Origin of the sequence: Scandinavium manionii, from assembly GCF_024764775.1 — a bacterium.
In the GTDB taxonomy this organism is placed as follows: Bacteria; Pseudomonadota; Gammaproteobacteria; order Enterobacterales; family Enterobacteriaceae; genus Scandinavium; species Scandinavium manionii.
The window spans coordinates 1-326 of sequence record NZ_JALIGC010000009.1 but is presented as its reverse complement, the minus strand read 5'-3'; the positions used below and the strand labels follow the sequence as shown (position 1 = coordinate 326).

Annotated in this window: 1 pseudogene; it reads left to right on the top strand. The window is 49.1% G+C overall.

Annotated features, from left to right (window positions below):
- Nucleotides 1-326: pseudogene (locus MUU51_RS00050) on the top strand (transposase); the annotation flags it as partial.

Sequence of the window (326 nt, the reverse complement as noted above, 5' to 3'; positions counted from 1 at the left end):
TCAGCCCAGTTGGTTGTCGATCAAAATTACACTGCCGCTCAGGCAGCGAAGGCCATGGACGTTGGCCTTTCTACGATGACGAAATGGGTAAAACAGCTGCGTGATGAACGGCAGGGCAAAACGTCAATCGCCTCTCCAATAACCCCGGAACAAATCGAAATACGTGAGCTAAAGAAAAAGCTGCAACGTATTGAAATGGAAACGAAATATTAAAAAAGGCTACCGCGCTCTTGATGTCAGACTCCCTGAACAGTTCTCGTTAATCGGGAAACTCAGGGCGCGTTATCCAGTGGCCTCTCTCTGCCACGTGTTCGGGGTTCATCGTA